The 18516-nt window shown below is 65.7% G+C and carries 24 protein-coding genes; 8 read left to right on the forward strand and 16 right to left on the reverse strand.

Annotation, left to right across the window (positions count from 1 at the left end):
- Positions 1 to 32: 32 nt before the first annotated feature.
- The 3 genes from PRN20_RS22115 to ftsE form a co-directional block, all read right to left on the reverse strand.
- Entirely contained in the window at positions 33 to 857 is an 825-nt protein-coding gene (locus tag PRN20_RS22115) for a lysophospholipid acyltransferase family protein (RefSeq protein WP_273959840.1), read from the reverse strand.
- A 62-nt stretch (positions 858 to 919) separates the two neighbouring features.
- Positions 920 to 1858 carry a cell division protein FtsX gene (locus tag PRN20_RS22120; RefSeq protein WP_273959841.1) on the reverse strand — a complete coding sequence of 313 codons (939 nt, stop codon included), beginning with the start codon at positions 1856 to 1858 and terminating at the stop codon, positions 920 to 922.
- A complete protein-coding gene (gene ftsE / locus PRN20_RS22125; protein ID WP_273959842.1) occupies positions 1851 to 2510 on the reverse strand; it encodes a cell division ATP-binding protein FtsE in 660 nt (219 codons plus the stop codon). Before ftsE ends, PRN20_RS22120 begins: the two co-directional genes overlap by 8 nt.
- Positions 2511 to 2671: 161 nt before the next feature.
- On the opposite strand from ftsE, the gene PRN20_RS22130 reads away from it, so the two are divergent.
- Positions 2672 to 3622, forward strand: a complete 951-nt coding sequence (locus PRN20_RS22130) for a zinc-ribbon domain-containing protein (RefSeq protein ID WP_273959843.1) — start codon at positions 2672 to 2674, stop codon at positions 3620 to 3622.
- On the forward strand, positions 3622 to 4032 hold the full coding sequence (locus PRN20_RS22135; RefSeq protein ID WP_273959844.1) for a response regulator: 411 nt from the start codon (positions 3622 to 3624) through the stop codon (positions 4030 to 4032). Before PRN20_RS22130 ends, PRN20_RS22135 begins: the two co-directional genes overlap by 1 nt.
- On the opposite strand, the gene PRN20_RS22140 is transcribed toward PRN20_RS22135, so the two are convergent.
- From PRN20_RS22140 to argH, 4 genes are all read right to left on the reverse strand, one after another.
- On the reverse strand, positions 4029 to 5135 hold the full coding sequence (locus PRN20_RS22140) for a winged helix DNA-binding domain-containing protein (protein ID WP_273959845.1): 1107 nt from the start codon (positions 5133 to 5135) through the stop codon (positions 4029 to 4031). The genes PRN20_RS22135 and PRN20_RS22140 overlap by 4 nt on opposite strands.
- A 75-nt stretch (positions 5136 to 5210) precedes the next feature.
- Positions 5211 to 6467 carry a diaminopimelate decarboxylase gene (gene lysA, locus PRN20_RS22145; RefSeq protein WP_273959961.1) on the reverse strand — a complete coding sequence of 419 codons (1257 nt, stop codon included), beginning with the start codon at positions 6465 to 6467 and terminating at the stop codon, positions 5211 to 5213.
- Between the two features lie 86 nt (positions 6468 to 6553).
- Positions 6554 to 7282: a gamma-glutamylcyclotransferase gene (locus PRN20_RS22150; protein WP_273959847.1), complete on the reverse strand. Its 729-nt coding sequence runs from the start codon at positions 7280 to 7282 to the stop codon at positions 6554 to 6556.
- 147 nt (positions 7283 to 7429) lie between these two features.
- Positions 7430 to 8872, reverse strand: coding sequence for an argininosuccinate lyase (argH, locus tag PRN20_RS22155; protein WP_273959848.1), 1443 nt, complete (start codon positions 8870 to 8872; stop codon positions 7430 to 7432).
- Positions 8873 to 8893: 21 nt separating this feature from the next.
- Here argH and PRN20_RS22160 point away from each other — a divergent pair, with 21 nt between their 5' ends.
- Both PRN20_RS22160 and PRN20_RS22165 read left to right on the forward strand, forming a co-directional pair.
- Complete coding sequence (locus tag PRN20_RS22160; protein ID WP_273959849.1) at positions 8894 to 9547, forward strand: TlpA disulfide reductase family protein; 654 nt, start codon at positions 8894 to 8896, stop codon at positions 9545 to 9547.
- Between the two features lie 2 nt (positions 9548 to 9549).
- Positions 9550 to 10437 (forward strand): PfkB family carbohydrate kinase, encoded by an 888-nt coding sequence (locus PRN20_RS22165; RefSeq protein WP_273959850.1) that lies wholly within the window; start codon positions 9550 to 9552, stop codon positions 10435 to 10437.
- A 4-nt stretch (positions 10438 to 10441) separates the two neighbouring features.
- On the opposite strand, the gene PRN20_RS22170 is transcribed toward PRN20_RS22165, so the two are convergent.
- The 7 genes from PRN20_RS22170 to PRN20_RS22200 form a co-directional block, all read right to left on the reverse strand.
- Complete coding sequence (locus PRN20_RS22170) at positions 10442 to 11062, reverse strand: sugar O-acetyltransferase (RefSeq protein ID WP_273959851.1); 621 nt, start codon at positions 11060 to 11062, stop codon at positions 10442 to 10444.
- 138 nt (positions 11063 to 11200) lie between these two features.
- Positions 11201 to 11428 (reverse strand): hypothetical protein, encoded by a 228-nt coding sequence (locus PRN20_RS22175; protein ID WP_273959852.1) that lies wholly within the window; start codon positions 11426 to 11428, stop codon positions 11201 to 11203.
- Positions 11429 to 11441: 13 nt separating this feature from the next.
- A complete protein-coding gene (locus PRN20_RS22180) occupies positions 11442 to 11624 on the reverse strand; it encodes a hypothetical protein (RefSeq protein WP_273959853.1) in 183 nt (60 codons plus the stop codon).
- A 60-nt stretch (positions 11625 to 11684) separates the two neighbouring features.
- A complete protein-coding gene (locus tag PRN20_RS22185; protein WP_273959854.1) occupies positions 11685 to 12374 on the reverse strand; it encodes a rhomboid family intramembrane serine protease in 690 nt (229 codons plus the stop codon).
- Positions 12374 to 12958 carry a cob(I)yrinic acid a,c-diamide adenosyltransferase gene (locus PRN20_RS22190; RefSeq protein WP_273959855.1) on the reverse strand — a complete coding sequence of 195 codons (585 nt, stop codon included), beginning with the start codon at positions 12956 to 12958 and terminating at the stop codon, positions 12374 to 12376. The genes PRN20_RS22185 and PRN20_RS22190 overlap by 1 nt, the downstream gene beginning before the upstream one ends.
- A 57-nt stretch (positions 12959 to 13015) precedes the next feature.
- Positions 13016 to 13207, reverse strand: coding sequence for a twin transmembrane helix small protein (locus PRN20_RS22195; protein ID WP_273959856.1), 192 nt, complete (start codon positions 13205 to 13207; stop codon positions 13016 to 13018).
- Entirely contained in the window at positions 13204 to 14100 is an 897-nt protein-coding gene (locus PRN20_RS22200) for a LysR family transcriptional regulator (RefSeq protein ID WP_273959857.1), read from the reverse strand. The genes PRN20_RS22195 and PRN20_RS22200 overlap by 4 nt, the downstream gene beginning before the upstream one ends.
- A 107-nt stretch (positions 14101 to 14207) precedes the next feature.
- On the opposite strand from PRN20_RS22200, the gene PRN20_RS22205 reads away from it, so the two are divergent.
- Positions 14208 to 15158, forward strand: a complete 951-nt coding sequence (locus tag PRN20_RS22205; RefSeq protein ID WP_273959858.1) for an NAD-dependent epimerase/dehydratase family protein — start codon at positions 14208 to 14210, stop codon at positions 15156 to 15158.
- On the opposite strand, the gene gluQRS is transcribed toward PRN20_RS22205, so the two are convergent.
- Positions 15155 to 16000: a tRNA glutamyl-Q(34) synthetase GluQRS gene (gene gluQRS, locus PRN20_RS22210; protein ID WP_273959860.1), complete on the reverse strand. Its 846-nt coding sequence runs from the start codon at positions 15998 to 16000 to the stop codon at positions 15155 to 15157. The genes PRN20_RS22205 and gluQRS overlap by 4 nt on opposite strands.
- 33 nt (positions 16001 to 16033) lie before the next feature.
- On the opposite strand from gluQRS, the gene PRN20_RS22215 reads away from it, so the two are divergent.
- The 3 genes from PRN20_RS22215 to PRN20_RS22225 all read left to right on the forward strand — a co-directional run bounded on the left by PRN20_RS22215 (position 16034) and on the right by PRN20_RS22225 (position 17975).
- Positions 16034 to 16678 (forward strand): DNA-3-methyladenine glycosylase family protein, encoded by a 645-nt coding sequence (locus PRN20_RS22215; RefSeq protein WP_273959861.1) that lies wholly within the window; start codon positions 16034 to 16036, stop codon positions 16676 to 16678.
- Positions 16678 to 17322: an alpha/beta hydrolase gene (locus PRN20_RS22220; protein WP_273959862.1), complete on the forward strand. Its 645-nt coding sequence runs from the start codon at positions 16678 to 16680 to the stop codon at positions 17320 to 17322. Before PRN20_RS22215 ends, PRN20_RS22220 begins: the two co-directional genes overlap by 1 nt.
- A gap of 95 nt (positions 17323 to 17417) precedes the next feature.
- The gene (locus PRN20_RS22225) at positions 17418 to 17975 is read left to right on the forward strand and encodes an HNH endonuclease (RefSeq protein ID WP_273959863.1); all 558 of its coding nucleotides are present in this window, start codon (positions 17418 to 17420) and stop codon (positions 17973 to 17975) included.
- On the opposite strand, the gene PRN20_RS22230 is transcribed toward PRN20_RS22225, so the two are convergent.
- The gene (locus PRN20_RS22230; RefSeq protein WP_273959864.1) at positions 17972 to 18475 is read right to left on the reverse strand and encodes a disulfide bond formation protein B; all 504 of its coding nucleotides are present in this window, start codon (positions 18473 to 18475) and stop codon (positions 17972 to 17974) included. The genes PRN20_RS22225 and PRN20_RS22230 overlap by 4 nt on opposite strands.
- Between the last annotated feature and the right edge of the window lie 41 nt (positions 18476 to 18516).

Genomic DNA, 18516 nt, shown 5'->3' on the forward strand with positions numbered 1-18516 from the left:
AACTACAGCTATGGGCTGCGTCGCCTGCCCCGTCAAGATATAGTGGGCTTGACCGCCGCGGGGGCTATCCCCTGTGCCAACTTATCGAGCTTTTCGCGCAGGGCGGGGTCGATCGGGCGTTTGAGCCCTTCCTCATACGCCGAGAGGATCAGCCGGTTGGTTTCGCCCTCGATCGCCGTGATGAGCCGGGCGCGGAACTCTTCCGTCGGCAGACCGGGCGGAATTGCCGGCAGGAAGCGGGCCCGGGCCGTACCGCGCCACAGCAGCAGGCTGTTGCGCCCCCAGAAGAGACCGGAGTTCAGCGCCACCGGCACGACCGGCACGTTCAGCGCCTCGTATAGACGGACAACGCCGTAGCGGTAGTCATGCGGTTCGAGCGGGGCTTTCCGCGTCCCCTCGGGGAAGATGATGATGCGGGCGCCACCGGCGGCGGCCTTTCGGGCATCCTCGAGCATCATGGGAATGGCATCGCCACCGCGCGAACGGTCGACGCGGATGGTATCGAAAGCCATCGCCGCCTTGCCGAAGAAGGGAATGTCCATCAGCTCCTTCTTGGCGATGAAGGCCGGCCGCTCAGCCCCCGGCAGCAGGGCGAAGATGTCCCAGTCGCTCATGTGCTTGGAAGCAATGATGCAGGGGTCGGCCGGAATGTTCTCTTCGCCCGCAACGTCGGTTCTGATGCCGGCGAGCCAGCGCAGCGCGAAGAGGTTCGAATGGATCCAGTAGAGTGCGATGGCCCAGCCGAACTTCGTCCGCCCGCGCAGCACGGCGCTCAGGCCCACGATGATCGCCAGCGGCACCGTCTGCAGGTAGAAAAAGGCATAGAAAAGCAGCGAGCGGATCGCCTGGCCGATCAATTGAAGTCCTCCCCTTCCGGCCGGCACCGTGCCTGCTTGCGGCGCCGGGGACAATAGGCCCGTCAGGACGTCTTCTGCAGGAAGCGTCGCACAGTCATGCGCGAAGTGATAGCGGTCATAGCGGCGATCACGGGGATGACGGCGAGGATGCCGAACATGCCGTCGATGCCGAGGGCGAAACGGCCGAAGAGGATGCCAAGCTGCTGACCGGCCTCCTGCGGCACCATCGATCCGGCGGCAAGGCCGACGAGGAAGAAGAAGAGCAGCGCGCCAAGGCCTCCGATGATGCCGCCCCGGAAGCCGATGGTGAGGAAGCGGCCCTGGAACTCGCCGGCGATGAAGCTGTTGGAGGCGCCGATGAAATGCAGCACGTCGACGATTTCGCGGTTGGAGGACATGGTGCCGCGCGTCGCGAAGATGATGGCGAGCACCGTCGCAACGACGATCAGGGCCAGTACGAGAAGGCCCGAGGCGACGATGGTGCCGGCCATGACGTTGAGCTGCTGACGCCATGCGGCATGGGTATCCAGGCTGGCGCCCTTCACCGACTGCAGGTCACGCTCCAGCTTGGCGATGTCCGCCTCACCGGGATCAGCCAGTTGCACGACGACGAGGCGGGGGATGTCGATTGCCGACAGGTCGAGCCCGGCGCCGAGCCAGGGCTCGAGCAGTTTCTGGCTCTCTTCGAGCGTCAGGGCCTGCGCGGAGGCGACGCCGGGCGTTGCTTCGGCCAGCGCTACCGCCGTGCGCAGGTTCGAGTCCATCACCTCGCCCTCCATGGGGCGGATCTGGATGGTCATCTCGCGGCCGACGTCGGACGACCAGGCAATGGCGGATTTCTGCACCAGCACCACCCCACCAAGGGTCACGCCGGAGAGGAAGGTCATGATGGCGATGAGCAGCACCAGGGTGCGTCCGGCGACCGAGCGCTCGGGGACGATCGGGGCGGCGCGCTCGCGGCTATCGAGGCCGGCAAAACGGGGGAGCCTGAGCTCAATCACTGAACACCACCTGGCCCTCGTGGAGGTTCATGCGCGGGAAGGGGAAGTTGTCGAGCAGGGGCAACTCGTGCGTCGCGAGGATGATGGTCGTTCCCATCTTGTTGAGCTCGGCGAAGAGCCGCACGAGGCGCAGCGACAGCTCGGGGTCGACGTTGCCGGTGGGCTCGTCGGCGAGAAGGATGTCGGGCCGGCCGATGACGGCACGGGCAATGGCGGCGCGCTGCTTCTCACCGCCCGAGAGAACCGCCGGGTGCGCATCGAGCCGGGAGCCGAGGCCGACCCATTCGAGCAGCTCGGTGACATTGGCGCGGTAGCTCGATTCCGGCTCGCCCAGGACGCGTAGCGGCAGCGCCACGTTCTCGAAGGTCGTCAGGTGGTCGAGCAGACGGAACTCCTGGAACACGATGCCGATGTGGCGCCGCATCTGGAGCAGGGCATCCTGGTCGAGTGCCGAGGTATCCTTGCCGAACAGGGTCACGCGGCCGCGTGTGGGCCGGAGCGAGAGCAGCAGGAGCTTGAGCAGCGACGTCTTTCCGGACCCGGAGGGACCGGTAAGGAAGTGGAAGGTGCCGGGTTCGATGCGGAAGTTGAGATCGCGCAGGATCTCTGGGCCCTGCCCATAGCGCAGGCCAACATTGGAGAACTCGATCACCGGGCCTATCCGCTCCGAATCAATTGCAGGGCATCATAACAGCGGTCCCCCGCGTCAACGGGCGTTCTCACCGACAATTCAGCCCAAATCTTGGTCGCGGGCAGCGGAATATGATGGCGCCGGTTTGAGGAAACTTAACGCCCTCCGCCTAGGTTCGAATCATGCGTTCGCCTCAGCAAAAAACAGTTGTCATCGCCTGCCCGCATTGCGGCACGCGCTATCAGCTGCCGCCCGATACGCTAGGGGCGAGCGGGCGCAAGGTGAGCTGCGCGCATTGCGGCCAGTCGTGGCTCGCCGAGGCGCAAACCCCGCCCCCAGAGGATCGGCTGTTCACGCCTGGCGAGGAAGAGGTGCTCGATCGCGAGTTCACCGCGCTCCAGCAGCGGGCAGGGCTGGCCGGGGTGCCGGATCCACTGCAGCAGTTGACATCGCAGGAAGCGCCGCCACCACCCGAAGTGGTCAAGTCCATTGCCGAAATCCGGGCGGCGATCGCGCCGCGAGCGGCCATGGAGCCCGAGACCGAAGCGCCTGAACCTGTTTCCGACAAGGCAGCCAGGGGCCGGATCGAGAAGCGCCAGCGCGCCGTCGGCGCTGCCCTCCCGGCAGCACGACTCATCCGCGCCGTTCGGCTGGCCTCGGTGGTGCTGCTCGTGAGTGTGCTCGGTGCCGGATATGTGTTCCGTACCGAGATCGTGCGCCTCATTCCTGACATGGCTGGCGTTTACTCGGCGCTCGGCCTCGGTGTGAACGTCGTCGGCCTAGAGTTCAGCGACGTGTCTACCGTCGTCACCCGACGTGGCGAGGACAGCGTGTTGAGCGTCATAGCCAAGATACGGCCGGTTGAAGCCCGCCGAGTCGTCGTGCCCCCCGTTGTCGTGACTTTGCTCGATGATCGCGGTGCACAGGTTTACCAGTGGAGCGTGATGCCTGCTGCCGGCGATGTTGCGCCGGGCGAAGCGCTCGACTTCACCGCCGAACTCGCCTCGCTGCCCGCTGCAGCGACCCAACTGCGGCTCGGCTTTGCCGACAGCGCGGTCCGCACGCAGGCCGCCAACACGGCGGCCGCAACACCATTGCCCGAACACGAACCTATTCAGAAGAGCGATCACTGATGGCCAGGATCCTGCTTGCCGAAGATGATGACGGCGTGCGCGCCTTTGTTTCCCGCGCGCTCCAGCATGTGGGGCACGAGGTGGTGGAGGCCGAAGACGGCGGTCTCGCCTCCGAGATCATGACTGAGGAGGACGGCCGCTTCGACCTGCTGCTGTCCGACATCAAGATGCCCGTGATGGACGGCATTGCGCTCGCGCTCAACGTCGCGGCGGGATGGCCGAACCTTACGATCGTGCTGATGACCGGCTTTGCCGACCAGCGCGAGCGGGCTCATGGCCTCGACCAGCTGATCTACGACGTGATCCCCAAGCCCTTCTCGCTGCAGCAGGTGCTTGAAAAGGTCGATGACGCGCTCAATGGTCGCCCGGCCGAAATCGTCTCGCTGGCCCGGCAGGCGATGGCCGGCTAGTCGGACCGCACGTCCAGCACTCGTACATCGTAGCTCTCCGCAGCTTCCTCCATGAAACGGAGGAAGAGTGCGCCTTCACGCTCGATGTCGGCGATATCGGCCTTGCGCAGGCGGTGGTAGGGCTCGACCGCGAGGATTGCCGCGCCCTTTTTCCTGTCGATGCTCCACCCGGCGGCGATGACGCCGTCGACGAGTACGGCCGGCCTGAAGTCGGCGAACAGGTTGATGCGCGTCTCGTCGTCCTTGGCGAGCATGCGGCGGCGGTTGTCGTAGCCGAGATAGACATTGTCGTAGAGCGGCAGGAAGCGGACAGGGGCCGGGGTGTCGGCATCCGGCCGCGGTGCGTCTGGCAGATCGAAGTGCTCGCGGCCGTCGGGGGCGGTGAAGGTGACGAGCTCGGTACGCAGCGCCTCGAGCGCCTCGCCGAGTCTCGAAAGCCGCGACCAAGTCTGCATGTCGGCGACACTGGCTGGCCCGTAGGCGGCGAGATAGCGGCGGGCCAGGGTTTCGCGGGCGATCGGGCGCTCGTAGGGGGCGGGTAGCCAGTTGCCGATGCGGGTGATCACTGGCGAATGGCCGGAGCCCCAGATGCGGGTCGGCGGGATCTGGATCAGCGTGTCGGTAGACTGCAGCAGCATGGTCATGGCCAATGGCTCGCCCTCGGGGAAGCGCTCGGAGAGGCGCTTGCCGAGTTGCCCGGCGGTCATCGGCCCGACGTCGAGCAGTTCACGCGCCAGCGCCAGCACGGCCGCTTCGTCATTGCCGCCGAATCGCTTCCTGAAATTGCTGAGCCAGAAGGAGCGCAGGAACGGCTGCATCTGTTCGCGGATGCCGATCAGATCGTCGGCGGTATGAAGGTGGAGCGTGCCGCGCATCGTCGTGGCGCGGGCGAGGGTGCGATCGACGATCAGCGCAGTCAGTGCCTCATGGGTGAAACCGGCGAGGCGCGACCAGAGGCCGATATAGGGGTCATGGGTCTGCTGCGCCTGGAGGCCGAGCAGCCATTCCACCGTCGCGACGATGTCCTTGTCGCTCCGCTCGAGCAGCATCTGGCGGGCCAGCGTCGCGCGGTTGAGCTGGCGGTCGGTCAGGGTCTCGGGCATGGCGCGACTCCGTCGTGGCACTGGCCAAGACTAGAGCGCTGACGCTGACAGGGTTTGTCAGCAGTGCAAAGGCGATCAGACCCAGTCGGGGACGCTGTCGAGCGCGATCAGTTCCTCGATCGACTTGCGCGGGCGGATGACGTGCCACTTCCTGCCGTCCACCAGCACCTCGGGCACCAGCGGACGCGAGTTGTAGGTCGAGGCCATGACTGCGCCATAGGCGCCGGCGGACATCACGGCCAGGAGATCGCCTTCCTTGACGCCTTCCATGCGGCGGTCCTGGGCGATGAAGTCGCCCGTCTCGCAGACCGGGCCGACTACGTCGGCGACGATCTGCGGCAGGTTGGAGTGCACCACCGGCTGGATGTCGTGGTGCGCCTCGTAGAGGGTGGGGCGGATCAGGTCGTTCATCGCCGCATCGACGATGACGAAGGTCTTGCCACCTTCCTTCACGTACTCGACCTTGGTGACGAGGATGCCGGCATTGCCGACGATCAGCCGGCCGGGCTCCAGCACCAGCGAGACGCCCAGCGGGCCGATGTGCTTGCGGACGATCTCGGCGTAGGCGGGTGGTGCGGGCGGGGCGTCTTCATCGTGGTGGTAGGGGATGCCGAGGCCGCCGCCGACATCGGCATGGCGGATATCGTGCCCGGCGGCCTTGAGGTCACGCACCAGTTCGGCGAGCAGCGCGAAGGCATTGTCGAACGGCGTCATATCGGTGATCTGGCTGCCGATATGCATGTCGACGCCGACGGCGCGGACGCCGGGGAGCGACGCGATGCGGGCATAGACCTCGCGGGCGCGGGCGAACGGGATGCCGAACTTGTTCTCGGCCTTGCCGGTCGAGATCTTCTTGTGCGTGCCGGCATCGACATCCGGGTTGATGCGCACCGACACCGGCGCGGTCATCCCCATCGACACAGCGACATCGCTCAGCCGCTCGAGCTCGGGCTCGCTCTCGAGGTTGAAGCACTTGATGCCGACTTCGAGGGCGCGGCGCATCTCGGCGAAGGTCTTGCCGACACCGGAAAAGACGATGCGGTTGGCGGGGACGCCCGCCGCGATAGCGCGTTCGAGCTCGCCACCTGAAACCACGTCGGCGCCGGCGCCTTCGCTGGCGATGAGCTTGATCACCGCCTGGTTGGAGTTGGCCTTCATGGCGTAGGCGACCAGCGTGTCGATGCCCTTGAAGGCGTCGCGCATCATCTGCACGTGGCGGCGCAGCGTCGCGGCAGAGTAGACGTAGAAGGGCGTGCCCACCTTGCCGGCGAGTTCGGTCAGGTCGACATCCTCGGCAAACAGCCGGTCGCCGCGATACTGGAAATGATGCACCAAGGTCCTGGGCCCCTACGAAATCCGGGCGGAAGCTCTAGGCGAAAGGGCGACAAAACGGAAGTCAGACTTCTCGATGGTGCCGATCAAGAAGGGCGATGGGGTGCGCCGGCGGGTGCCGGCCAGTGGTGGTCAATGCGTTCGGCGATCAGCCGCTGCAGGGCCCAGAGGTTGCGGTCGTGGATGCCGTATTCCTCAAGCTTCTGCACAGTCGATAGCACATACTCGGCCATCGAGCCTTTCCAGCCATGGGCCTGTGCCAGCCGGTCGGCTCGCTCCGCCAGGGTAAGGCCGCCGACATAGCGCGTGCTGTTGCGGTTGATAGCAAACGCCAGCGCGGTGAGCGGTCCCTCGGCAGTCGTTACCTTGATCCAGCGGCCGGGGAAGGCGTTCGGCACCATGCTCATTTCGCGGCGGACCAGCTTGTCCATGTTGGCCTTGATGGTCCCGGCCGGGATGCGGTAGGCAACGCTGCGGCAGCTGCCGCCTCGATCTAGGCACATCATCAGGCCCGGCTGTTTGGGATTGCCGCGCCAGCGCTGGTCGAACAGGCAGAAGCTGCGGTGCCAGCCGCTGGCGACGGCGATGCGCTGCTGGTCGAACTCGGTGGCTGGGTTCCAGATCAACGAACTCAGCGCGAAGATCCAGAACTCGCCTTCCGGCGCAGTGTCGATGATGCGCGCGACTTCCGCATCGTAGTCGGCTTCGGTCGCCGGGCGAATACCCGGGTAGGTCGGCTGGCCCGGATCCTCGATCACCGGGATGCGGGCGACGTGGTCGGCGGTGAGGTGGAGGGTGCGAGGACGAGCGGGCACTGAACTCTCCTGTTGATCCTCCCCTGCGCAGCGGGGGAGGGGGACCAGCGAAGCTGGTGGAGGGGGCGAGGCTGGACTCGGTGCGTGTAGGTGCCCCTCTACCGCCTTCGGCGGTCACCCTCCCCCGTCAGGAGAGGCCGGTGAACGTTACTCTACTCCGCCGTCGCCGTGAGCCCCCGATTTCTTCACGCTGACCGGGTCCGACTTCACGCCGGTGAGGATTTCCTTCCAACGTGCCGCCTGCAAGGCGACGTTCTCCGGCGCCGTGCCGCCGTAGCTCTTCCTCGCGGCGACCGAGCTTTCGACGCTCAGCACCTTGTGGATACGGCTGTCGATGCGGTGGTCGATGAACTTGAAGTCCTCGATGGTGAGGCCATCGAGCGTCATGCCCTTCTGCTCGGCCAGGGCGACGATCTGGCCGGTGATGTGGTGGGCCTCGCGGAACGGGATGTTGGCCTGCTTCACCAGCCAGTCGGCGATATCGGTGGCGGTGGAGAAGCCGGCATTGGCCGAGGCGCGCATCTTCTCGCGATTGGCCTTCAGATCCTCGACCATGCCGGTCATCGCGGCGAGCGACAGCGACAGGCTATCCAGCGCGTCGAAGGCGACTTCCTTGTCTTCCTGCATGTCCTTGGAATAGGCGAGCGGCAGGCCCTTCATGACGATCAGCAACGAGGTCAGCGCGCCCATGATGCGGCCGACCTTGGCGCGGATCAACTCGGCGGCGTCGGGGTTGCGCTTCTGCGGCATGATCGAACTGCCGGTGGTGAACTTGTCGCTGAGCTTGACGAAGCCGAACTGCGACGAGGACCAGATCACCAGTTCCTCGGCGAAGCGCGACAGGTGCATGGCGCAGAGGCTTGCGGCGCTCAGCGTTTCCAAGATGAAGTCGCGGTCGGAAACGGCGTCCAGCGAGTTGGCAGTCGGCCGGTCGAAACCGAGGGCCTTCGCGGTCATGTCGCGGTCGATCGGGTAGGGGGTGCCGGCAAGGGCGGCCGAGCCGAGGGGGCTCTCGTTGAGGCGCTTGCGGGCATCCTCGAAGCGACCGTAGTCGCGGCCGAGCATCTCGACATAGGCGAGGAGGTGATGGCCGAAGGTCACCGGCTGCGCGTTCTGCAGGTGAGTGAAGCCGGGCATGATGGTCGCGACTTCTTCCTCTGCGCGCTTCACCAGCGCGAGCTGCAGGGTTTTCACCTGCGCCAGCAGAGTGTCGATGGCGTCGCGGACATAGAGGCGGAAATCGGTCGCGACCTGGTCGTTGCGCGAGCGGGCGGTGTGGAGGCGCCCGGCGGCGTCGCCGATGATCTCCTTGAGCCGGCTCTCGACGTTCATGTGGATGTCCTCGAGCGAACGCGAGAACGTGAATTTGTTTGTCTCGATTTCCTCGAGCACGCTGTTTAGGCCGGCAATGATCGCGTCGCGATCCGCATGGGTCAGGATGCCCACTTCCGCGAGCATCGTGGCGTGTGCGATAGAACCTGCGATGTCCTGCTTGTAGAGCCGCTGATCGAAGCCGATGGAGGCGTTGATCTCTTCCATGATGGCGTCGGGCCCGGTCGCAAAACGGCCGCCCCACATGCGATTGCTCATCTCAACTCCAACGGTAGACCTATGACCGACCAAAGCCCCGCACCGACCCGCAGATTGCAGCCCAAGCGGGTGCTGCTGATTGCCCTGGCCAGCGCGGGGCTAGCACTAGTCCTTACCCTCGCCATTGGCAACTTCATGCCGGCCCAGGCGCACCAATGCGAGGCGCAGGTGGTGAAGGGGCAGAAGATCGATGCGGCGGCGACGGGCCTGCTGGCGGCGCTCACCGGCACCGGCGAGGGCCGTGGCTATGCCGACATGGCGTTCCAGGACGAGGCGGGCCAGCCCAAGACGATCGCGGACTTCGCGGGCAAGAAGTTGCTCGTCAACTTCTGGGCGACGTGGTGCGTGCCGTGCCGCGAGGAGATGCCGGCGCTGGACAACATCGCCACCGAGTACAACTCGGATGAGTTCATGGTGCTGACCATCAATACCGGCGAGACCGACCTCGCCAAGGCCAGCAAGTTCATGACCGAGGAGCAGCTCAAGAACCTGCCGCTCTATTGGGACAGAAATTTCTCCGCGTTCGACCGACTGAAGCGGAACGCGGTGGCGATCGGGCTGCCGGCGACGCTGCTGCTCGACGAGAAGGGGTGCGAGCTCGCCGTACTGCAGGGTCCGGCCGCCTGGGACTCGTCCGATGGCAAGGCCGTCATCGACACGCTGATCGGGGCCTGAGCATGGGCCGGATACTCTGCGTCGGTGCCCTGACCATGGACACCATCTTCCGGCTGGACCGACTGCCGGAAGGGCCGGGGAAGGTCATTCCGCTCGATGCGGTCGAGGTGGCCGAAGGCATGGCGGCGGCGCAAGCAGCGAGCATTGTCCGGTTGGGCGGTGAGGCCGCACTCTGGGCTTCGGCAGGGGATGACGCCACCGGCGACCGGCTGGTAAAGCAGATCTCCGGCGAGGGCGTCGATTGCTCGAGGGTGCGACGCGTCGCCGGGTCGCGTTCGGGCTTCTCGTCGATCTTCATGGATCGCACCGGCTCGACGATGATCGTGCCGCGCTACGATCCGACGCTGATGGCGCCGCCGGAGGCGGCTCCGGGTCTCGGCAACATCGACGCGGTGATGACCGACGTGCGCTGGCCGGGCGCGGCGGCGCTGGCGCTGGCTGCAGCGAAAGCCGCCGGCATTCCGGCGATCCTCGATGCTGACATGGCGGCGCGCGAGGTGCTGGACGGGCTGCTGCCGCTGGCGACGCACGTGGTCGCCTCCGAGAGTGCAGCCAAGCTGGTGACGGGGGCAGACACGCCGGATGTTGCGGCGGGACGGCTCGCAACCAGCCATGGCGGCTTCGTTGCTGTCACCGCAGGAGCAGACGGCTGCTGGTGGACGGAAGGCGGCGGCATCCGCCACTCGCCGGCGCCGAAGGTCGAGGCGATCGACACGCTGGCGGCGGGGGATGTCTTCCACGCCGGCTTCGCGGTGGGGCTGCTGGAAGGCTGGCCGATGCGCAATGTGATCGCGTTTGCTTCCGCAGCTGCGGCGATCAAGTGCACGCGGTTCGGCGGGCGGCTCGGCGCGCCATCGCGCGCCGAGGTTGAGGCGTTTCTGGTCAGGTAGCGCTCTACGCCGCGTTGGCGGCGAGTGTCGTCTTGGCGCTGGCCGGGCGGATGACGCGGCAGGGGTTGCCGGCGGCGAGGACGCCGGGCGGGATGTCGCGGGTCACGACACTGCCGGCGCCGATCGTCGTGCCGTCGCCGATGGTGACGCCGCCTACGATCATGGTGCCCGCACCGATCCAGCAGTTCTTGCCGATGGTGATGGGCTTGTTGATGCACATGGCGCCGTTGAGCGTGCCGGTCACCGGGTCATGGCGCTGGCGCTCGACCGGATCGACCGGGTGGCCGGCGGTCAGGAACATCACACGCGGGGCAATGGCGGTGCCGTCACCGATGCGCACGTCGGCGCCATCGAGGAAGACGCATTCGAAGTTGATGAACACGCCATCGCCGATGTGGATGTGCTTGCCGTATTCCCAGGTAATGGGGCTGAGCACGAAGCTCTCGCCGAAGCTGCCGAGCTGGTCGCGCAGCATCGCGGTGCGGTTGGCCATGTCCCAGCTGGGGGCGGCATTGAGGCGATCGAGCTTCTTCTTGGCCTCGACCTGCATCGCGATCAGATCCCAGTCCGGACCCTCGTAGAGCTCACCGCTCACCATCTTTTCGTAGCCCGACTTCGTCGTCATGGGCCAAACTCCTCATCAGCGTTCCCCCCGCTGATCGGCGGGTGGAATGCTCTCGCGCAGTGCGCCGCGCAAGCAGGAGAATCAGCAAAAGGTATGCTGACTCGACCGTTCTGTTCAGAAGGGGTTCAGAGACGGGGCCTAAACACGGCGATCGACGATGCGGCCGATGATATCGTCGGAGCGGCGCTCCATGTCGGAGAGGGCGCGTTCGAGTTCGGCGCCTGCGGGCTTGCTGCCCTCGTTCACCCGCTGGACCAGCATCCGGTGATCGAGATCGGCGCGCTTCTTGGCGACGAGGACCTGGGCTACGCCGAGCGAGTCGGCTTCGCGGAAGGCCATGCGATAGATCGAGCTGTCGAGGTTCATCACCCCTCCGGCGCTAGGCCAGCTTGTCGACCTTCGTCCCCTGTCCTGGAGGCGGCGCGGAACGCGCGACCTGGTCGACCATCTGGATCAATGACATCTCCATCTCGTGCGACTTCTTGAGCACGGCAATGGAGATCGCATGGTGCGTGCCGGCGGTGCGCGCGGCAAGAAGCTGCGATGTCAGATCGAGGTCCATCCCCTTGAGTTTATCGATGGGCGGTAAATGAGACCTTGCCGCCCATGGTAAATGCCGGCGCTACCGTCCACCGAACAGCGGCACATCGCGGCGCTTGAGCGGCAGGCACAGCAGGGCGCCGATAAGGAGGCCCCCGATATGGGCCGTCCACGCCACCGGGCTCGCATCGCCGGTCGCGAGATAGAAGACCTGTACCACCGCCCAGGCGCCGAGCATCCAGAGCGCGGGCAGCGGCAAGGGGACGGGGATAGTGAGGCCGAGCAGCACGTAGACCCGGGCATGGGGGTAGAGGACGATGTAGGCGCCCATCACGCCCGCCACGGCGCCGGATGCGCCGATCAGCCAGTTGTAGGTCCCCAGCGCCGAGACGATGTAGACGAGGCCGGAGAGCGCCGCACAGCCGAGGTAGAAGAGCGCGAACTTCACGTGCCCCAGCGCATCCTCGATGTTGTCGCCAAACACCCACAGGAACAGCATGTTGCTGAGCAGGTGCAGCCAATCGGCATGAAAGAAGGCGTAGGTGAAGAGCGTCAGGCCGTCCGGCAGGTAGGCCAGGCGATCCGGTGCCGTGGGCTGAAGGAAATAGGCCGGCACTGCGGCATAGGTCAGCGCGAATTCGTCGAAGCTCCTCCCGCTGCCATGGGCGAGCTGGGTCAGGAAGACGAGGATGTTCAGCGCGATGATGCCATAGGTTACGTAGGCGAATTTGATGTGCCTGACCGGGTTGCGGTCGTGCAGCGGGATGAGCATCAGCCGCCGCCGCGGAACTTGCCCGGCGTCCACAGGACGTCGCTCTCGCCATTGGCGTTGGCGACGCGGGCCATGACGAACATCAGGTCCGACAGGCGGTTGAGGTAGATGAGCGCGTCCTTGTTGATGTCGGGCTCGACGGCGACGAGGGCGACGACCAGCCGCTCGGCGCGTCGCGCCACGGTGCGGGCGAGGTGCAACGCCACCGCGAGCTGGGTGCCGCCCGGGAGGACGAAGCTGGTCAGCGGCTTCAGCGCTTCGTTGTAGATGTCGATCTGCTGCTCCAGCCACTCGGCCTGGGCCGGCACGATGCGAAGCGAGGGCGGCGAGCCCGCCGGGTCTTCTCCAGGGGTCGCAAGATCGGAGCCGAGGTCGAACAGGTCGTTCTGGATGCGCGCCAGCACGCGGTCGAATTTGGGCATGGTGGTCGTGTGCAGACGGGCCATGCCGATGAAGCTGTTGGCCTCGTCGACCGTGCCGAAGGCTTCGACGCGCAGGTCGGCCTTGGAGCGCCGTGGTCCGCGCACCAGCCCGGTCGTGCCGTCGTCGCCGGTCCTGGTGTAAATCTTGTTGAGCTTGACCATCCGTTCCGCCTGCGAGTCAGTTGCAGGAAGCTAGCCCAAGAACGGCAGCGAGCGAAGCTATCCCCGTCCGAAGAAGTAGAGCGCGGCGAGAATCGCGACGACCGCCACGAACTGGGCGATCACGCGCGCCCGCATCAGCTTCTGGCTCAGGTTGGGGTTGCCGCCCCGGAACATGTTCCAGAGGCCCATGAAAAGGATGATGGAGACCGCGGCGAGCGCGATGATGGTGATGATAGAGGTGACGTTCATTTACTGGCCTTCACGAGCAGGCGCCCGAGGCCTTCGCTCAACGCGTCATAAATGGCACGAATACGGCGGCTGGTGAACAGCTCGCGGTGAGTGGTCAGCCATACCTCAAGGGATGGCGGGCTGAGGCCAGGCAGCAAGCGCACCATGCCCGGCGTCGCGTCGACGAGAATCGACTGGGCGAAGCCGATGCCGATGCCTGCCTTGGCCAGCTCCCACATGTTGGTCTGGCTGTCGGTACGCACGGCGAAGTCGTTTCTACCCAGCTCGAAGCCCATTCGCCGCGCGGCGGTGATCAACAGCTCCGAGCGGTCGAAGCCGATGAGGTCATGGTTGCGTAAGTCCTCGGGCGAGGCCGGTCGGCCGCGCCGCGCCAGGTAACGCTCATGGGCGCAGGCGACGATGGGGATCTCGCCGAGCTTTTTTGCGACGAGGTCGAGCTGGGTCGGCCGGAACATCCGCACGGCGATATCGGCCTCGCGCAGGAGGAGGTTCTCGACGGAATCGGAGGGCACCAGTTCGAGGGCTACCTGCGGGAAGGCCTGCCGGAGGTCGTAGAGCAGGGGCGGCAGCACGTAGTGGCACATGGCCGTGCTCGAGGTCAGGCGCACCGAACCGGTGAGCGCGGCGCTTGCGCCTTCCGCGAGCAGGGTTGCCTCGGCGAGCGAGGTCTGGGCCGCTTGCACAGGCTCGTAGAGCTTGAGCGCCGTCTCGGTGGGCTTGAGACCGGCAAGCGTCCTCTCGAACAGGCTCATGCCGAGCGATTGCTCGAGCGCCTCGATGTGGCGGCCCAGCGTGGGCTGGCTGAGCCCGAGGGCGCGGGCCGCCGCGGACAGCGAGCCATGCTGGACGACGGCGCCGAAGCTGCGCCAGTGAGACCAGTCGGGTTGAGCCATTGCCGGTTCCTTCTATACGTTTCTGTATGGCATAAGTTCTAGTTTGTCCAATTTCTAAACGCTGTCGTTGTGCCTACCTTATGCTCACGAGTACGGGAGAACGGCAAATGAGTACGCAGCAGGTCATCATCCTCGGGATCAACGGCCATATCGGCCACAACGCCGCCAAGGCCTTCGTCGCGGCCGGATGGGACGTTACCGGCTACGGCCGGTCGAACAGGCACCCGATCGAGGGCGTGCGGTTCGTCAAGGGCGATGCGGACGACGTCGAGGCGTTGCGCGCGGCGATCGGCGAGATCGACGTGGTGGTCAACGCGCTGAACCTGCCTTACCACCAGTGGGATAACGGCCGGATGGAGGCGCAGGCTGAGCGCGTGCTCGCCGCACTGGGCAAGAGCGGCAAGACCATGCTGTTCCCGGGCAACATCTACAACTATGCGGCGACAGATCGTGTCGTGACGCCGGACCTGCCGCAGCACCCGCAGACACCGCGCGGTGCTATCCGCGTGCAGGTCGAGAAGGTGTTCTCGGCTGCGGCGCAGCGTGGCGACATCCAGCTCATCATCCTGCGCGCCGGTGACTTCTACGGCCCCAACAACACGTTCGACTGGTTCGATCTCGCCATGCTGAGCGAGGCCGGGAAGGGCAAGCTGAAGCTCATGGGCGCCCGCGGAATCGGCCATGCGTGGGCCTATCTCCCCGACCTGGGGCGGGCCTTCGAGAAGCTCGCCTGGCATCGCAAGGAACTGGGTGCCTCGGAGAATTTCCATTTCGCCGGGCACTACGTGACACCCGAGGACCTGGAGACGGCAATCGTTGCCGCTGCGCCGGTGCGGCTCAAGGTCTCGATGTTCCCGCGCTGGATCTTCGGCGCCATTGGGTTGGTCAATCCGATGATGCGGGAGGTCGGCAAGATGGCCTACCTCTGGGAGAATCCGATGGAGCTCAGGGATCCCCGCCTCGACGCCATCCTCGGGCCGGGCTTCGCCACGCCGTTCGATGCGGCCATCAAGGCAACGGTGGTGCCGTTCTTTGCCGCAGAGCGGAAGGCGGCCTAGAACCCCAGTTTCTGCCTTACCTCTTCCGGCGTCACGCCGGATTCGCGAAGGCTCCTCAGGGATGGGGAGCCTTTCGATTTCGACAGCTTCTTGCCCTCGCCGTCGAGGATCAGTTTGTGGAAGGTGTAGATCGGGGAGCCGAGGCCAAGCAGCATCTGGAGCAGCACGTGGATGTCGGTCGATGGCTCCATATCGCGGCCGCGTGTCACGTGGGTGACGCCCTGCGCATCGTCATCGATCACCACGCTCAGGTGGTAGCTCGTAGGGGTGCCCTTGCGCTGGATCACCACGTCGCCCCAGATCTGGGGGCGGGCGTAGCGGATCTGCGACCGGTCGGTCGGGGTTGGACCAGCGACCGAGAAGGTCAGGAGGCCTGTGAGCTCCAGCGCCTCTTCGGTCCGCAGGCGCCACTGGACCTCCTCGCCGGCGGCAAGGCGGTATTCGATCTGGGCGGGGGTAAGGTGCCGGCAGGTGCCGGCATAAAGAGGAGCGCCGTCGGGATCCGTGCCGCTCGCGGCGGCCGCAACTTCGCTGCGCGAACAGAAGCAGGGGTAGAGCAGGCCGCGCTGCTTCAGCCGATCGGCATGCGCTGCATAGATGTCGAAGCGCTCCGACTGTCGCCAGACCGGCTCCTCCCAGTCGAGGCCGAGCCAGCGCAGGTCCTCGAAGATCGCTTCGGTGAATTCCGGCTTGCTTCGTTGCGGGTCGGTGTCCTCGATGCGCAGCAGGAACCGGCCATGCATCGCCGCGGCCCATTGCGCGGTATATAGCGCGGAATAGGCATGCCCCATATGGAGGTAGCCATTGGGGCTCGGGGCGAAGCGAAGGACGGGTCTGGGCATTGCCGCCGAGAGCTAACACGCAAGGGACATGATTTGACAGACCGCCTCGATTCCCCAGAAACGCTTGCCCGGCATCTCGAGGTGCTGGTCGGGCTGGACCCGCGGCTCGGCGACGTCGCGGCGCGCGCCGGCAGCTTCGACATTCGCCGCTCGCCGGGAGGGTTCGAGGGATTGGCGCGCATCGTTACGGGCCAGCAGGTCTCGACCGCCAGCGCCGATGCGATCTGGTCGCGCTTCGCGCTGCTGCCCGGTGCGCTCGATCCGGCGGGCTATCTCGAACTGAGCGAAGAGCAGGTGCGTGGTGCGGGACAATCGGGCGGGAAGTACCGGGCCCTCAGGGGCATCGCCGAAGCGGTGGTCGGCGGACAGTTCGACTTTGCGCCGCTCGCGGACCTGCCGGCGGAAGAGGCCATCGCCGCGATGACGCGGCTCAAGGGCGTCGGGCCCTGGACGGCGGAGATCTACCTCATGTTCTCTGCCGCGCATCCCGACATCTTCCCGGCCGGGGACGTGGCATTGCAGCGGGCGGCCCAATGGGCGTTCGGGCTTGACGACAAGCCGCCGGTCAAGGACTTGATCGACATGGCCCGACGGTGGTCGCCACATCGCTCGACGGCGGCGCTGCTGCTGTGGCGCTACTATCGCGCGGTGCGCAACAAGGAAGGACTCTCGATCTGATGGTGAAGCTCAACGGGCCGATGCTGCCGCCAAAGAGCGGCGGGACCGCCAAGCAGATCGTGGTGTTGCTCCACGGCTATGGCGCCGACGGCACCGACCTCATCGGGCTCGGACAGCATTGGGGTGAGGTGTTGCCCGATGCCCTGTTCGTCTCGCCGAACGCGCCGACGCCCTGTGCCGGCAACCCGTTCGGCTTCGAGTGGTTTCCGCTGCAGGTCGATCGCATTGCTGGCCGGATCGAGGGCGCCAAGGCGGCGGCCCCGGTGATCGTCGAGTTCCTCGAGGACCTCTGGCGGCAGACCGGGGTGACAGCCGCTGACACCTATCTCATCGGTTTCTCGCAGGGCGCTATGATGGCGCTCCACGTGGGCACCGCGCTGCCCCACGCGCTGCGTGGCATCGTCTCGTTCTCTGGCGCGTTCGTTCCAGCCGACGACTTCCCCGTCGACAGCAAACCGCCGGTGGCGCTGATCCATGGCGACCTCGATCAGGTCGTCGATCCCCGGCTCAGCAAGCAGGCGGCAGATGATCTGCTCGCCGCCGGCTACGATGTGACGCTCCATATCTCGAACGGTACGGCTCACGGCATCGCGCCTGACGGGCTCGATTTCGCGACATCCTTCCTCGTTTCTCAGAACAACTGAAACGACTTATCGAATCGCGCTTCACAGTCGCGTCACATCAGGCATAGATTATTGCCGATCATGACTTGCCGCGATTCCCGTTCCGGGGGCGACAAGTGACAGTACATGCGTCGCTTGAGAGTTGCCCCGCTCTGGTGCTGAACGCCGACTACCGTCCGCTCAGCTATTACCCATTGTCGCTTTGGTCCTGGCAGGATGCCATCAAGGCAATCTTCCTCGACCGGGTGAACGTGGTCTCCAATTATGACCGGGTGATCAAGTCGCCCAGCTTCGAGATGTTCCTGCCCAGCGTGGTTTCGCTGAAGGACTACGTGCGCCCGGCGCGTCATCCGGCCTTCACCCGCTTCAACGTCTTCCTGCGCGACAAATTCCAGTGCCAGTACTGTGGCGCGCGCGACGACCTGACGTTCGATCACGTCCTGCCGCGGTCCAAGGGCGGGCGTACGACGTGGGAGAACGTCGTCACCGCCTGCGCGCCGTGCAACCTCAGGAAGGCCAACCGGCTGCCGCGCGAGATCCACATGTATCCGATGCAGGAGCCGTTCCAGCCGAGCGTGAATGACCTGCACAACAATGGCCGGGCGTTCCCGCCCAACCACCTGCACCAGAGCTGGCTCGACTACCTCTACTGGGATATCGAGCTCGAGCCCTAGGCAGCCTTGCGTCCGCGCAGCACTGTGGCCGCGAGCAGCATCGCCACGATGGCAATCGAGATCAGCGCATTGTAGCCGGCCAGCGACAGGCCGAGGAAACGGAACTGCACGGCGTCGCACGGGATGACGCGCGTGGCGTTGATGTTGTTGAGGTCGTTGAAGTTGACCGTCACGCCCGTGCCCGTGCAGGCCGTCGGGCCGGGCCACCAGTGCCATTCGACGCCGGAATGGTAGCCGGCCAGCCAAGTCGACCAGACGAAGGTGGCTATGGCGATCGCCATGGCGACATACCACACGATGCGCGGCAGGCGGTTCCAGAAGATGAGGATGAGCGCCAGCACCGGCAGGCCCAGGTAGTAAGGCAAGCGCTGCTCGAGGCAGAGTTCGCAGGGCACGAGACCGCCGATCAACTGCGATCCCCAGGCGCCGGCGATAGTAGCGAGGCCGAGGACGAAGGAAATCGCGGTCAGGAGCCGCGGACGATCGGCAGTGATGGACAAGGGTGACGCTCCAGTCGTTGCGCCGGCCATATTCTCGGGCG

The organism is Devosia sp. ZB163, from assembly GCF_028613635.1.
In the GTDB taxonomy this organism is placed as follows: Bacteria; Pseudomonadota; Alphaproteobacteria; order Rhizobiales; family Devosiaceae; genus Devosia_A.